A 14,854-nucleotide genomic window follows, 5' to 3' on the forward strand; every position below is an offset into this window, starting at 1 on the left:
CAGCACATCGCCGGGCGTCAGCGCCGACACCCCAATCAGCCAGCCATCGCCGCTGTGGGTCGTCGAAATCAGGTCGTGCCACAGGCCGCCCCCGCTGGCCTGTCCCCGTAAGAAGATGCGGAACTGCAGGGAGGTAATGCCTGCCGCAGGTGTGGTGACTTGCACTGAGCCGCTGGCCGCGCCCGAGCCGGTGGCGGCGGCGGGCACCGCTGCGCTGTTGCGAATCTGGGTGGGCCGGATATCGAGCTCCGGCGAGCCGCTGAGCTCGGAAAGGGTGAGTCCCGGGGTGAGCAAGTCCAACTCCGTAGAGATACCCAAGCTGGTCGTGGGCGTGGTGGTCGTCGAGCCCAGGCCCGTGAGGTGAACCACGGGGTTGACCACGGCCCGGTTGAAGGTGATGGTCAGGTCCGCGAATTGATAGCGGGCATTGGGCGGGGCATTGTAGGGCAGGCCCTCGACCGAGGTATACACCTCCACCCCGTTGTTGGCCGTGGTGCTGAGCCCACCGCTGGCCCCGCTGACGGAGGTGTAGTTGGCGTCCGTCGAGGCCCCAATGGAGTTTAGGGCCGGGAACAGGGCCAGGGCCGTTGCCGCGCTTCCCGCGCTATTACTGCCCGCCCCGAACGCGACCCCCGTCCCTGTGCTCATCTGGGTGAGGGTCGAGAGCGCATACTGCTGGTTGCTGAGTGTGAACGTGGCCGTCGTGGTGGGGGTAAAGGGGGTAAAGGTGTTGGCGACAGGATTATCCGGGTTGTTTTGGAAGGTGATAACCTGTGGCGCGATGGATGGCCCCGAGCCGGTGGGATTGCCGGCGCCCGGCGCAAACTCCAGCGTGGACTGGGCCAGCACGGGGCTAAAAAGCAACGACAGGGGCAGCAGCGCCAGCCGTGCCCAGCCACGGCTGGGCGGGCCGGGCCGGTGATCGACGCTACTCGCGGGTAGGCCCGGAGAAGCACCGCGCCGAATGCGTAAGAATTGTTTCATAAAAAAGATGTGGGGAATGGATAAATGCAGGAAGGCACCGAGAGAAATTACATGCGTAGTTGACTGTTCGCTAACAGTCCACGCAAGAGTGTTTTAGTTTTTTTATGTATGAGAGGAGTAATCTTAATTTCTTAGATTTTATTTAATCGTAATTTTGATAATGCTTAGGATAATATTTCTGTTATTAGAGTTTAATTGCTTTCCATAGTCAAAAAATGAATCATCATACTAGTCTTAGCTGTTGCTGTATGAATCATACGACGAATTTAGTAAGAAAAGATTGCTGACGAATAATGTTTTAGAATTTAGTTATAAATAAAGAATAGCGAATATTTATTGATTTATTGGCTTTGGTTGAGTATTGAATATGGTTTTAGAAACTTGCAAATAACTTATCGTGCTTCAGGTTAAAAGGTTTAAGCCTTGCTTGTAATCACCTGAAAATCTATTGTGATTCCAAGATAATGAATTGATAAACAACATGTTTTACGGAAAAGATGTTAATTCATCAAAGATAAATTAACATCAACAGAAATGTCCGAATAGCTAGTTCGTATGGTGTATTTTATTGATTTTGGAATTAGTCTTAAAAATGGAAACCACATTCCATTAATAGGAATTTTATTCTAATAATTGGAGGACATTATTCTGATTGCATAATGATTATTTGCGATAAGAACAAATGCGGAATTTATCATGTAATTTCAAAATAGCAGGTGATACTTGCTGTAGCATTGTTTAGGGTTAGCGCATTTGTTATAAATGCAATTTTATTTCTTATTTCAGTCCTGCGATTGCTGAAAAAAGAGCTGTAAAGCGGTTTTTTAAATCAGCTAAAATTATCGTGCTGTCTACTTTTTAGCAATGGTGTACACCAATAAGAAGCTCAAGCAAGTCTGAGATTCAGCATGGCATTCCCGGACCGAACGCACCAGCAACCAGCTTTACCATCGTGCCTGCCCAGTCATCCCCGCCTACTCCAATACAACGCCTGCATGCTTCAAGGCCAACATGTGCGCGGGGGCTCTTTCTAAGCCAGCCAGCAAGGGCATTCGATGTTCACTCAGGACAACGAAGAATGTGACGGGGCCAACTCTGCAAGCCGGTTGGGCGGATTAATGGGTTATAAGTCAGTGCTATGTAATTCTGGTGCCGCGCTAGCGCAAATAGCTGTTTGATTGAACAGGAGCTTTGGCGGTGAAAAAAGCTTGGGCGGCCAGTTCCACGTCAGTAGAGCGCTTTAGGCTGGTTGGTTTGGCGCAATGCGCGGTGCTGTTTAGCGTTGGGGTAGAAGCCAGGATGGCGCGTTTCGCCTTTCCCGCCGTTCTTTTGCGTACTTCACCATGCGCGCTCTTTTCTGCGTGCCCCCACTGATGTTTCGACTGCTGTTGCTGTGCCTGTTGCTGCCTCTTTTTGCCTCCGCCCAAACGCCTTTTGTGCCCGATGAGCGAGCCTATTATGGATTGATAGACCGGGGTACCGGGCGCTGCCTCGATGTGGCCAGTGCCAGCACGGCCAGCGGCGCGCCGGCCGTGCAGTGGGAGTTTACGCACGCCACCAGCCAGCAGTGGCGCTTCGTGCCGGTGCGCGCTGGCAGCGAGTATTACCGCATTGAGGCCCGGCACAGTGGCCAATGCCTGACCGTGGACAAGGCCGGCGAGAATACGGCCTTGGTGCAGCGGCCATTCCAGGGGAGCGCGCAGCAGCAGTGGCGCCTGGTGCCGGCCGGCCCGCTGGGCAGCTACCAGCTCGAAAACAAGAGCGAGGGCCTCTGCGCCGCCCTGGCTTCCACCGACAAGTTCAATGGTACGCCGGTACTGACCCAGAAAAACAATGGCCGCGCCAGCCAGCAGTGGCGGCTGTTTCGGCTGCGCCTGAACGTGGTGACGGCGGCTTCGCCCTTTGGCCCGCCGCAGCCGCTGAGTGGCTCTGTAAATTCGCCCGGCAACGAGATAGCGCCGGTGCTGGCGCCCGATGGCAAAGCGCTGTACTTCGCCCGCACCAAGTTTGCGGGCAACACCGAGGGCAACACCGATTCCGGCGACGCCTGGATGAGCCAGAGCCGCGATGGCGGCCACACCTGGGGCCCGCCCACGCGCCTCGACGGCCTGAACACGGCCCAGAATAATTCCATCGAAGGCACGACGGGCACCGGCGGCCAAATCCTGCTGGTGCGCGGCACCTACGAGCGCGACGGCACCTACCGCGACGAAGGGGTGAGCCGGGTGGCACAGGCCGCGGCCACCGCACCGGGTGCCACCCCCAAAAGCGTCCGCCCCGAAGCGCTGCGCATTGCCAGTTTCTATTCGGCGGTGCCCGGCACGGGCTTCTATATGTCGCCCGATGGGAAAATTCTGCTGCTCTCGCTGGAGCGCGGCGACTCGGAAGGTGGCAACGATATTTACCTGAGCCGGCCCGACGGCAGCGGCGGCTTTAAGGAGCCCCAGAGCCTGGGGGCGGTGCTGAACTCGCCTGGTTTCGACTTTGCCCCCTGGCTCGCGCCCGATGGCAAAACGCTGTATTTCGCCTCCTACGGCCACATGGGCTACGGCTCGGCCGATATCTTCGTGAGCCAGCGCCTCGACGACACCTGGTTTCGGTGGAGCGAGCCCCGCAACCTGGGCCCGGCGCTGAACGGGCCCGGCTTCAACGCCTACTTTAGCATCGCGCCCGATGGCAAAACGGCTTACTTCTCTTCCTCAACTACCCCCAACGGCACTAACGACATCTGGCGCACCAACCGCGTGGTGCCCGCCGACTCGCTGCCAGCCGCGCCGGTAGCGGCTGTTACTGAAACGTCGGGCCGGGCCTTCTTGAGCGGGCGCGTGCTCGATGCCCGCACCAAGCAGCCGGTGCCGGGCGCGATAATAAAAGCCAATCTGCTGGCCAATGCCGCTGGCACGCAGTTCAACGCCACCAGCAAGGCCGACAATACCGGCGGCTACCAGATGTCGCTGCTGCCGGGCAAATACTACCTCTCGGCCAACGGCGGTGGCTTTCTCACCGTGGGCGACACACTGGTGGCCACCGGCTCGCCCCGCCGCGACTTGCTGCTGCTGCCGGCAGCGGTGGGGGCCAAAGTCGACTTGCCCAGCATCATATTCGCCCAGGGCAAAGCCGGCCTGCTGGGCTCCTCCTACACCGAGCTGAACCGCTTGGCCATTGCCCTGCAAGCCAGCCCTAACACCGAAGTGCGCCTCGAAGGCCACACCGACAACGTGGGCCCGGCCGACAAAAACCAGCAGCTTTCCGAAGACCGGGTGGCCGAGGTGAAGCGCTACCTCGTGGGTCGCGGCGTCGATGAAAAGCGCATCACCACGGTCGGTTTCGGGGGCTCGAAGCCTAAGTATTCCAACGAGCGCGAAGAAACCCGCCGGCTCAACCGGCGAGTGGAGCTAGTGATTGTGAGGTAAGTAATCATGCAAAAGCACTAGTGGTCTTCAGGTCGTCATGCTGTTTAGTTAGCCGAAAATCATCAGGAACGGTCATGCTGCGCTTGTTGAAGCAGCTCTACCGCTTCGTCTGCGCCGTTCAATGAAGCGGTAGAGCTGCTTCGACAAGCGCAGCATGACTGGCTTTAGTAAATCAAACAACTTCCCAAGCCACAGGTCTGAAAAAAGCCCCACTGCCAGTAGGCAAGTGGAGCTTTTTTTTGGGCTTTTTGCTCGTCAGGCTGCGCTTGTCGAAGCCTGACGGGCGGGAATGAGTGCGGCTTCCTACGAGGACAGGGCGGCGCGGCGGGTAGCAATGCCGGCCTTCACGGTGGTGAGCAGGGCCACTTGCTGGGCAATCTGCTCGACATCGACCTGGGCCAGGAAGCGGTTGGTGCCGGTCACCTGCTGGCTGCACTTGGTGAGCTTCTTGCGCAGCACCACGAGGGCTTCGCGCTCGTCGGTCAGGTCACTCAGCACCTTGGCATCGAGTCCGGGCTCGGCCAGGCGATAGTCGAGGGAAGAGATTTCACCGGTCACCTTGCTCAGCTGAGCGGTGATGTCGGTTTTGGAACGGTCGGCGCGCTCGTCGGCCACGTCGGCATTGATGTCGCGGGCCGCGAAGGTTTTCAGCTCAAAGGTGACGTCGGCATCGGCGGCGTCGCATTGCGCTAGGTCGGTGAGGATGGTGTAATCGATGGCCATGAGGGTAAAAAAGTTAGGGTTGATGTATAGCCAAATGTAGCGCTTTAAATACAAAGAATTTTATATTATTATCAAAATCCGTTTATCTCCAATCATTTATTCTAAAAGAGGAGGTAGGCAGGGGCATTCGGCGCTTGCGAAGGGCTTGCCGGCCGCCACTCAGGGTCGCCGTTTATCCGCCTCACGCGGGCGGGGGCCGAGCGCCGCTATTTCGGCCGTGAGAGCGGCCCGGCGGGCGCGCAGCAGGTGCCAGCGGGTGGCGGCGGCCACAGGCAGGGGGTGGGCGTGCCGGGTCAGCCAGCCCCGGAGCCAGGCGGTGCGGGCAGGGTCGGCGGGGTCGGCAGTAGCTTCGGCGGCCTGAAGTAGCGCCGGCAGGGCCTGGGCCCAATGGCGGGCCACGCGGACTTGCTGCTCGATGCCAGCCAGCTCTTTTTCGAGGCGCTCGGCCTGCCGCTGGCACACCCGGCGGCGGTAGTCCAGCTCGGTAGAGTCGGGGGCGGGGAGTTCGGGCGGCAGGCCTTCGGCGGGCAATGCTTCGGGCGGCGGGGCTTCGGCGGCCGGCGCTTGGAGGGGGGCGGACGGGGGCAGGTGCCGGGCCAGCGGCTCAAGGGCCAGCCACAGCGCCCCGGTGAGGCGGCGGCGGCCGGCCTCGATGTGCTTGACGAGCACCGGGCTCACGCCCAGGTACAGGGCCAGGGCTTTTTGCTCCAGGCCAAAGTGCTGGCGGACACGGGCCGGCAACGACGACCCGGCGGGCGGGGAAGGGGGCATGAGGGAGAGCGAACAGTGTACCTTCGTGAAGAAGAAACTTTCACAAGGGTACAATATTTTCAGGTAAACTGTACCCTTATTGGAGTTTTATTTTTATAGGGGTACATAGGTGAGCGCATGCTATAAGAAGCTGTTTAGGAAGTGTTGTTGCCCGTCATGCCTCATCTGGCGTCCGCTTGTCGAAGCATCTCTACCGCCTCGTTTGAGCCGTTCAACGAAGCGGTAGAGATGCTTCGACAAGCGCAGCATGACGTTTTAACTGATGTTGGTGACTTTCTAAACGGCTTCTAAGAACAGAGTGCGTTTTCTTGGCCTCAGAGACCTCATCTGGCGGGGGGAACATCGGACCAACCGAACGTTGATTGAACTACCCACGCATTTTACGGCAGCCTTTTCGAGCTAGGAACGGTAGAAAAGAAGCCGCGCTGTAGCTTTGGAACCTCCTTCCACCGTTACTCCCTTCTACCAATGGGTGCCATCTATGCCGAGCTGCATATCGCCGGGCACATCTACCCCCTCATTACCTGTACCTATGGGGTTCATCAAGGCACCAACGAGCGGGGCCGGGCCATTGAGCGCGTCCGCCACGGCAAGGTAGACTTGGTGATGGACGTGCCGAACGATACATTCCTCGAAGCCCTGGCAGCGGCGCCCGCCACGCACTACCCGGCCGATGTTACCTTCTTCGACAGCGCCGGGGGCATTTCCATCGAGACGGTGAGCCTGGCCAGGGCCTATTGCACGGGCTACGAGGAGGAGTTCGAGGAAGGCGAACACGGCCGTTACGTGGCTTACGTGGAGCTGACTGGCCCCGGTGGTTTCACGATGAGCGTGGGCGGCCCGGCCGCGGCATTTGTGGCCCCGGCCGCACGGGACCACGGGGTGCCGCCGGTGGCCGCCCTAACGGCCGCCCGGCCCTTCGTGGTGGGGGCTGACGGGGTGCCGCGCCTGCCGCGCATCACGGCCGACCCGCCGTTTGAGGTGAAAGGCGGCACCAAACACAAGCCTGCCCTAAACCGGGGCGAGTACGTACGCCAACTCACGGGCCAACAGCAAGGGATGAACCGACTCACCGTGGCCGAGTTTCTCGCCAACCGCGATGCCTACCAGAACCGCAAAAAGACCAAGCCCGACGGCCGAGACCCCAAGGGCAATAAAGCCCAAGAATTGGCGCGGACTGAAGCGTTGAGAGATAAAGCGGAGGAACTACTAGATGCCGACGAAAATCTAACCCGCAAGCAAGCATTAATTCAGGCCCAGAAGTAGCTGGATACGCAAACCGCGCTGCATGACCCGGACCAGATTGCAGGCGGTCATGGTCATCTGATTAGCGGCATGGGCGATGCGCGAGTCAACTACGCTATCGGTGGAGCTTGGCCCAAGCGCATCAAGGGCATTGACCGCCAGATTCGTGACTATGCCGCTGCCATGACGCCCGAAGAACAAGCTACCACCTACCTGGACATCGCTTTGCCAGTACTTTAAATACAGCTTATTTCGCTCGTGCCCCCATTATTTATCAGTTCTCTTCTTTGTTATGCTTACTAAGCTGCTTGCTCGTTTCCCAGAATATACCATTGTTGACCGGCCAGCACCGGAGGTCCTCACCCGTTACCGCGACCGGGTACCGCCGGAACTGCTGGAGGTCTGGGAGCAGTATGGCTTCGGCACGTTCTGCGACGGCTACCTGAAGGTGGTGAACCCCGACGACTATGCCGACCTGCTGGCCGACACCTATCAACTCACGAGTACCCCTGCTCCAGCCCCGCCCGTCGTGCTCTTCGCTACAGGGATGGGCGACCTCATTATTTGGGAACGCGGATACTTAGTACTGGTGGATTATCGGCATGGCCACACGGGTGTTGTCGGTAAAGATTTAAAGTTATTTTTTCGCAACCTGAGTGATGGGGGAGAAACCCTAGCGGAAGAGTTTTTTTGGGAGCCGTATCCTGCCGCTCGCGAACGATTAGGCGAACCCGCCTTCGACGAGTGCTTCGGCTACGTGCCCCTGCTGGCCCTGGGTGGGCCCGAAACCGTGGAGCACTTGGAGAAGGTGAAGTTGCGCGAGCATATCTTCCTTATTAGTCAGTTCACTGGTATCCTTGAACGTTAGCTACTGCCCGTGCTTACTAAGCTGCTTGCTCGCTTCCCAGAATATACCATTGTTGACCGGCCCACCCCGGAACTCCTCACCCGCTATCGCGACCGGGTGCCGCCTGAGCTGCTTGAAGTGTGGGAGCAGTATGGTTTCGGCACCTTCTGCGACGGCTACCTGAAGGTGGTGAACCCCGCTGACTACGCCGACCTGCTGGCCGATACCTATCAACTCACGAGTACCGCTGCTCCGGACCCGCCCCTGGTGCTTTTTGTAACGGCGATGGGCGACCTCTTGGTGTGGGAATTAGATTGTTTGGGGTTGCTGGACTACCGGCACGGCACAACTAATGTAGTGGCTCAAAATTTCAAGGTTTTTTTCCGCAACCTCTCCTACGATTCTTATTTGAGCAAAACTTTGCGCTGGGAGCCGTACCCTGCCGCCCGGGAACGGTTAGGCGAACCCGCCTTTGATGAGTGCTTCGGCTACGTGCCCCTGCTGGCCCTGGGCGGTCCCGAAACCGTGGAGCACTTGGAGAAAGTGAAGTTGCGCGAGCATATCGCCCTCATCAGCCAGTTCACCGGCCTGCTCGAACGCTAGTCGACGCCCGTGCTCACCAAGCTGCTTGCTCGTTTTCCTAGCTCACGTCATCTTCCTCGACAGCGCCGAAGGCATACCATCGAAACCGTCAGCTTGGCCACGGCCTATTGCACGGGCTATGAGGAGGAGTTCGAGGAAGGCGAAAACGGCCGCTACGTAGCCTACAGTGGAACCGACCAGCTCCGGCCAGCAGCCCAAAGGCCCGTGTGGCGACGCGCCGTGCGGAAGGCCGGGGCTGTAATGGGTGCTGTTTTCAGCTAAAGCCTCTCCTCAATTGCGGCTGGTTTTGACGAAATGATTTTCGCCAAAACCAGCCGTTTGGCGTTGGTCCGAAATTTATTTCGCGCTACACCCCCCTCAGCGCGCTGGAAACGCGGTTTTTACTCTTGGCATTGGTATTGAAAACAGAGGAGCATCTCTCATTCATTCACCCTTGTCAACCATGCACAACATCGACCGAACCCTTCAGGAGTTTGAATCCGGGGCCGCCACGAACGGCGAATATGAAAACAGCTTCGAAACCAATGGCGAATACGGCCAGGAACTGGGGCAGGAGTACGGCTATGAACTGGGCCAGGAATATGGGCAGGAGTACGGCCAGGAGCTGGGTCAGGAATTCGAGCAGGAATTCGCTCAGGAGTTCAGCGGCGAATTCAACGGTGAGAATTTTGAAGTGAACAACGAGGAAGAGCTGGTGGGCGAGCTGCTGGAAGTGAGCAACGAGCAGGAGCTGAACATGTTTCTGGGCAACCTGATCAGCCGCGCGGCGGGGGCTGCTTCGCAGCTGGCCAAGTCGCCCGCCGGGCAAGGCGTGGGGCGCTACCTCGTCGATTTTGGGAAGAAGACCCTGCCGCAGCTCGCCGGCCAGTACGGCGGGCAGGCCGGCGCCGCGCTCGGCAGCCGGGCCGGTGGTGCGCTGGGTGGGCGGCTGGGCCCGCTGGGTGCCCGCGCTGGTGCCTGGGCCGGTGGCAAAGCCGGGGGCTACGCCGGCACCCAGGCCGGGCAGTGGGCCGGTACTCAGGCCGGCAACTGGCTGGCCAACAATGCCCAGAAAGTATTCGGCCTGGAGCTGGAAGCCCTGAGCCCCGAAAACCAGGAATTGGAAATTGCCCGCTCGTTCGTGCGCTTTGCCACTGATGTAACACGCCGTGCCAACCACGCCCTGCGCCGCAACCCCAACCTGAGCCTGGGGGCGCTGGGCCGCCAGGTGCTGAGCGCCTCGGCCCCTCAGTACGCACCCGGCTTGCTCAATGGAAGTCAGCAGCAGCTTAGCGGGCCTTCGCGCCGGGCGCGCCGTGGCACCTGGGAGCGCCGGGGTGGGGTAGTAGTCCTCTACAACGTGTAACTATATCCCCTCACGCAGTGGCGCGGAGCCTTCGCTCCGCGTTGCGCCCCACCAATCCCGCTCGCTCCGCGTTGCGCCCCACCAAGTATTCTCCAACGCTGCTCGGAGCAAAGGCTCCAAGCTACACCAATTTTTCACCTTTCACTTACCCCCGATGCCATGTATAACAATGAATTTTCTCAGGAATTTGAGCAAGCCTTCGGCCAGGAATTGGAAACCGGCGGTCCATCCCTGGAAACCTTTGAGTTTAACCCCGAATTCCTGGGCGAAACCAGCGGTGAGACTCAGGGTGAGTCGTTCGAAATGAACGGCGAGTTCAGTGGCGAGTTCAGCGGTGAGCTTAACGAAACCATGGAAATGGAGCTGGCCCACGAGCTGCTCGAAGTCAGCAATGAGGAGGAGCTGAACATGTTCCTGGGCAAGCTCATCAAGGGTGCCGCCAGGGGCATCAGCAACTTTGCCAAGTCGGGCGTGGGCCGGGCCATTGGCGGCGTGCTCAAAACGGTGGCCAAAAAAGCCCTGCCCATCGCGGGTGGTGCCTTGGGTACCTTCTTCGGCGGGCCGCTGGGCAGCGCGGTTGGGAGCAAGCTGGGCTCGTTGGCCGGCAACCTCTTCGAGCTGGAGCTGGAAGGCCTGAGCCCGGAGGACCAGGAGTTTGAAACGGCCCGCGCCTACGTGCGCTTCGCCAATTCGGCGGCGAGCCGCGCCGCCACCATCCAGAGCCAGCGCCGTGGGGCGCCCGCGCCCACCGTGGTGCGCCAGGCCCTTGCCACGGCCGCCCGTCAGCACGCCCCCGGCCTGCTGCGTCCCCGCAACCCCGACGGCACTTTCCGTTCGGTAAACAGCCGGCCCGGCCAGCGCCCGGCCCCGCGGCCGGTGGGTCGGCCCGCCCAGGGCGGCGCCCGGCGCCCGGCTTACACGGCCCCGCGCCGCCCCGCTTACGGGGCTGCTCCCGGCCGGCCAGCTCCGGCCTACGGCGCACCATTCTATGGCGCACCGGCCTACGGTGGGGCACCGGCCGCACCCGCCCACGCCGCTAATGGCTACGCGCCCTCGGATAATGGGTACTACGACCAGCCCGATTTTGATGGGGCGGACGAGCAGGACCAGGGCAGCTACGCACCCGCCCGCGCTACCCGTGGCACCTGGATGCGCCGGGGCCGCACGCTAGTTATTCAGCTGTAAATGAAGCAAGGCGGCTACTGTGCGGCGCTACTCTGAAACGGGCCGATGATTGTCGTTCGGGGCCTGGGAGCAAAGGCTCCAAGCTACTGTGGGCCTGCTGCTGCGCACCCGGCGGTGCCCCGGAGCAGAGGCGCCACGCTACTACCTCACCATTTTTCTTACCTCCATGCGAACCGCCGACGATACCCGGTTTTTGGTGAATGAAACGCTGGCCTTGTGCAGCCGCCTCCGGACCGTGCGCTCATTTTCTCTGAGCACGCCCATGGTGCTGGCGGCGGCGGTATCGGCGCCGGCCCAGGCAGCCATCAATGCCCACCTGGCGCACGTGGCCTTCGACCTGCGCCGCAAGCTGCTGGACTTTGTGCGGTGGCTGCGCAGCCCGGAAAGCCGCCGCTTGAGCGCGGCCAAAACCCAGGCCCGCTACGTACTGCTTAAGCTGCGTTTTAACAACTTGCTGGACCAGGTCGACATCTTCGCCGATGTGCTGGGCCAGCGCAGCGAGCACCGCACGGGCATCTGGGTGGCGGGGCTCGACGTGCTGGCCGAAGACGCCCTGGCGGCGGGCAGCAACTACTACTCCGCGCCGCCGCTCATCTGCTTTTTGGAGCGCGGGCACGGGGCGGCCATTCGCCGGGCCCGCACCCGCCTGCCGGGCGGCGACCAAAACCCGGTGGGCGTCATCCAGATTCCCCGCGAGCGCATGATAGGCTCGGGCATCGCGTCCTCGCTCATTCACGAAGTGGGGCACCAGGGGTCCGAGCTGCTGAACCTGACCACCTCCATCCGGCAGGTGCTGGACGAGAATATTGCCGCCGGCACCAAGGAAGAAGCCGTGCCGTGGCAGATGCTCAGTCGCTGGCTCAACGAAATCCTGTCCGACTGCTGGGCCACGGGCCACCTGGGCATCACGGCTACCTACGGGCTGCTGAGCGTGGTGAGCCTGCCCAGCTACTTCGTGTTCCGCATCGGCAACGACGGCCCGCACCCATTTCCCTGGATTCGGATGAAAATCAGCCTGGCGCTGGGGGCGGCCCTGTTTCCGCACCCGCAGTGGGCCACGCTGAGCAAGCAGTGGGAAAATATGTATCCGACCGATGAGCTGGGGGCCGACAAGAAGGACCTCATCCGGCGGCTCGAAGCCGTGCTGCCCGCTTTCGCCGACCTCGTGCTCAGCCACCGGCCGGCCTCGCTGCGTGGCCAGCGGGTGGCCGATATTTTCCCGGTAGCCGAGCGCCAGCCCGACCAGCTGCGCAGCCTGTACGATACCTGGCAGCAACAGCCCTACCTGCGCCAGCACTGCGCCCCGTCACTGGTATTCGCGGTGATTGGGCAGGCCAAGGCCGATGGCCGAATTTCTACCGACGAAGAGGTGCGCGTGCTTTCGCACATGCTCGCGCACTGGGCCCTGAACCGGGCCCGCAACTACTGCGTGGCGCCGGCCGGGCCGGCTCCCGCCAATCATTCCACTTTACCTCTAAAACCCCGTACCCATGAATCCCGGATCAAGCTTGCATCGCGAATTAAGCATTGACGCCTCGCAGGTGTCGCTCGGCGACGATTCTGCCCTGACCCTGACGCTGAGCACTAGTTCCCGCGACAAATCGCTGGTGGAATGGCTGGGACAGTCGGGCATTATCGACCTGAATTTTGACCACTTAGGCGATAGCCGGACGGCTGAATCCCACGAGTTTGTATACAAGGTGGCAAATGGCCAGCTGCTGCTGGACCCTGAATCAGAGGCTACCAGGAACCGCCCAGCCAGCAGAAGTGCCAACCGCGGCGCCTTCCGAGCCAAGCCGCTCTACGGCGAGCTGGAATTGGTCACGGGGGTGATACCGCTGACCGGCCAGCAAATGGTGGAGCTGACCTGGCACGTGCGCACCTGGGATCAGCTTGGCACGTTTGCTATTGCCGGCGAAATCATCAACGGCGGCCGGCCCCGGCCAACAAAGCCTATCTCGAAAGACACGGCCGGGGAAACGGTGGAAGGTAACGATGGGACTAACCCGGCCAGTAGCACGCCGACCAGCGGTGGCAGCAGTAGCGCGTTCTCGTCCTACGACTTTGGCCCCCTGAAGCTGCGCGTGCAGGAGCAGGACGTGAACACCCCGGTGCGGGTGTCGCTGAGCGAGGCTAAGCGCGAGGAAACCTACGACCAGACCCTGTGGGGCCTCATCCGCCGCCGCAGCATCAATTTCAGCCAGTATCGGGCCTTCATCGACGACGTGCTGTGCAATGCCAATAGCCTCAATAATGCAAGGTTTACTTCGTATAACGCGGGCCGGCCACTGCCGTTCAGTCGTTCGGCCTCGTACGCCATGCTGAAGAATGCCACCGAGTTTTTTCTGATGCAGGAAGCGGGCCTGGCCCTGACGCCGGAGGACTTCGACGGCAACGGGGGGCGCAACGGCAACCTCAACGTGCAGCCGCCCGACCACCTTGGCAACCTCGATGAGCGCCGCCGCCTCGGTGGGCCAGCTTTTAGCCTCGGTACCCTGCGCGATGAGTACCTGGAAGAGCTGGAAAAGCAGGAAGGCAAAGCCCTGCCGTACTTCAAGATTATCCGCGAAAAGCTGTCGGAGGTGAAGCTGAAAACTTCGAACGACTTGTTTGGCGGCGACATCTGCTACGGCATTTTGAAATCGAAGCTCCAGGCCCCGCCGCTCATGGAGCTGATTTGGTCGTATTGGCACGAGGAAGGCGGCCTGGTGCAAACCATGAACGCACTCAGCCTGCGCTTCCAGAACGTGCGCCGGCCTGGCCCCGGCCCCGACCCGCTGGCCAACATGGCCATCGACCCGCTGCGGCCCCTGAACAACATCATCTGGGGCTACATCGAGGACGAGCGCAACCGCCTTACCATGAACCGGCGCAACCTGGAATACCAGTACGAGTACGGCTTCGGGCTGATTGGGCGGGGCGTGCAGAACATTGCCGTGGCCGAAAACCGCACCTTTTTCCTGCGGAGCTTCCACAGCCTGCTGCGTGCAGCCACCGAGTTCTACCAGCAGGCCAACTTCACGACGGTGATTCCTGATGGCTTCCCCATCCTCAACCACCTGCGCGAAGTGCACCTCACCCTCGCCGAAGGCGCGCACAACCAGTACGGCGACCTGCCCTGGACGGCCCGCGCCGAAATGCTCACCCAGCAGTGGATTCTGGCCCGGCCCGAGGTGCGCGAGTTCCTGGGCGGCCGCATCATGGTGCCCTACACCGAGCCCTGGATGGACCGCGTCGACAACATGAAGAGCCTGCAAGGCTGGAACCCGACCAACATCACCCACTTCCGCGACCTGGGCGCTTTTGGTGAGCAGCTGCTGCTCAGCATCCGCTACGGCTCCTGGAACAGCCCCACCGTGGGCGCCACCAATGCCGCCAACTGGGCCCACTACTGGCGGGAGGAAATTCAGCGCTACATCCACGCCTACAAGGCCGTAACCGGCATCGACCTCGCCACCGACCTCGGCGACATCCGTCAGAACGCGCCCGACAACGAGGAGCGCTACCTGCAGCCCGCGCAGCTCATCGAGCGCCAGAATGCCATTCAGCAAGGCCAGCTCCGCCGCAACCGCCAGTTAAACGGACCCCTCGCGCCCCGCCGGCCCATGGTGCCACCCGTGCCCCGCCGCCGCACCCTAAACGAGTAGTAGGACGCAGCCTTCGCTGCGTCAATCGTTGAACGAGCGCACCAGGATACTTTTTAAGCATCTCATATCGACCTGCTCTAAAGATTGATAA

11 protein-coding genes and 1 pseudogene are annotated in these 14,854 nt (G+C 60.7%); 9 read left to right on the forward strand and 3 right to left on the reverse strand.

What is annotated here, in order from left to right:
• Nucleotides 1-984 (reverse strand): hypothetical protein (locus WX88_RS21625; RefSeq protein ID WP_046246517.1); only part of this gene is annotated, 984 nt, incomplete at its 3' end.
• 1,343 nt (nucleotides 985-2,327) lie between these two features.
• Here WX88_RS21625 and WX88_RS21630 point away from each other — a divergent pair.
• On the forward strand, nucleotides 2,328-4,397 hold the full coding sequence (locus WX88_RS21630; RefSeq protein ID WP_082116221.1) for an RICIN domain-containing protein: 2,070 nt from the start codon (nucleotides 2,328-2,330) through the stop codon (nucleotides 4,395-4,397).
• 303 nt (nucleotides 4,398-4,700) lie between these two features.
• Here the strand turns inward: WX88_RS21630 and WX88_RS21635 are convergent, their stop codons facing one another.
• Both WX88_RS21635 and WX88_RS21640 read right to left on the reverse strand, forming a co-directional pair.
• Nucleotides 4,701-5,120, reverse strand: coding sequence for a hypothetical protein (locus tag WX88_RS21635; RefSeq protein WP_156176333.1), 420 nt, complete (start codon nucleotides 5,118-5,120; stop codon nucleotides 4,701-4,703).
• Between the two features lie 159 nt (nucleotides 5,121-5,279).
• Nucleotides 5,280-5,891, reverse strand: coding sequence for a helix-turn-helix domain-containing protein (locus WX88_RS21640; RefSeq protein ID WP_156176334.1), 612 nt, complete (start codon nucleotides 5,889-5,891; stop codon nucleotides 5,280-5,282).
• A 468-nt stretch (nucleotides 5,892-6,359) separates the two neighbouring features.
• Between WX88_RS21640 and tssD the strand changes: the two are divergent.
• From tssD to WX88_RS28145, 8 genes and pseudogenes are all read left to right on the forward strand, one after another.
• Nucleotides 6,360-7,376: pseudogene (gene tssD, locus WX88_RS30990) on the forward strand (type VI secretion system tube protein TssD).
• A gap of 52 nt (nucleotides 7,377-7,428) precedes the next feature.
• On the forward strand, nucleotides 7,429-8,004 hold the full coding sequence (locus WX88_RS21650) for a T6SS immunity protein Tdi1 domain-containing protein (RefSeq protein ID WP_052732958.1): 576 nt from the start codon (nucleotides 7,429-7,431) through the stop codon (nucleotides 8,002-8,004).
• 9 nt (nucleotides 8,005-8,013) lie between these two features.
• Nucleotides 8,014-8,586 carry a T6SS immunity protein Tdi1 domain-containing protein gene (locus tag WX88_RS21655; RefSeq protein WP_052732959.1) on the forward strand — a complete coding sequence of 191 codons (573 nt, stop codon included), beginning with the start codon at nucleotides 8,014-8,016 and terminating at the stop codon, nucleotides 8,584-8,586.
• Between the two features lie 93 nt (nucleotides 8,587-8,679).
• Nucleotides 8,680-8,847 (forward strand): hypothetical protein, encoded by a 168-nt coding sequence (locus tag WX88_RS30370; protein WP_156176335.1) that lies wholly within the window; start codon nucleotides 8,680-8,682, stop codon nucleotides 8,845-8,847.
• A 181-nt stretch (nucleotides 8,848-9,028) separates the two neighbouring features.
• Nucleotides 9,029-9,931: a hypothetical protein gene (locus WX88_RS21660; protein ID WP_046246521.1), complete on the forward strand. Its 903-nt coding sequence runs from the start codon at nucleotides 9,029-9,031 to the stop codon at nucleotides 9,929-9,931.
• 159 nt (nucleotides 9,932-10,090) lie between these two features.
• Complete coding sequence (locus WX88_RS28140) at nucleotides 10,091-11,116, forward strand: hypothetical protein (protein WP_052732960.1); 1,026 nt, start codon at nucleotides 10,091-10,093, stop codon at nucleotides 11,114-11,116.
• Nucleotides 11,117-11,282: 166 nt separating this feature from the next.
• Nucleotides 11,283-12,647 carry a hypothetical protein gene (locus tag WX88_RS21670; RefSeq protein ID WP_197076892.1) on the forward strand — a complete coding sequence of 455 codons (1,365 nt, stop codon included), beginning with the start codon at nucleotides 11,283-11,285 and terminating at the stop codon, nucleotides 12,645-12,647.
• A complete protein-coding gene (locus WX88_RS28145) occupies nucleotides 12,607-14,763 on the forward strand; it encodes a hypothetical protein (RefSeq protein WP_156176337.1) in 2,157 nt (718 codons plus the stop codon). Before WX88_RS21670 ends, WX88_RS28145 begins: the two co-directional genes overlap by 41 nt.
• Nucleotides 14,764-14,854: the final 91 nt, after the last annotated feature.

The organism is Hymenobacter terrenus, assembly GCF_000972495.1.
GTDB lineage: Bacteria > Bacteroidota > Bacteroidia > Cytophagales > Hymenobacteraceae > Hymenobacter > Hymenobacter terrenus.